At 28.5% G+C, this 260-nt stretch carries 1 protein-coding gene; it reads left to right on the top strand.

The annotated features are described in order from the left end of the window. Window positions 1–74 precede the first annotated feature (74 nt). On the top strand, window positions 75–260 hold a 186-nt coding region (locus SB775_RS30940), incomplete at its 3' end, for a PspA/IM30 family protein (RefSeq protein ID WP_410865090.1).

Raw genomic sequence — 260 nt, forward strand, 5'->3', positions numbered from 1 at the left:
GATGAGTGGAACAAGTTAATGAAAAACTAATATAAAATAAATCAAATTATAAAGTAGAAGAGAGGAAGATTATAATGAAACAATCTTTATTCGGACGTGTACGCGATGCAATTTTAGCTGATTTTCATAATGTGTTAGATGAGAAAGAAAGAAAAAATCCAATTGCTATGTTAAACCAATATTTACGAGATAGTGAGCGTGAAATAACAAAAATTGAGAAGTTAATTCAGCGTCATAAAACATTAAAATCTAACTTCGCT

This window comes from Peribacillus sp. SIMBA_075, from assembly GCF_046534585.1.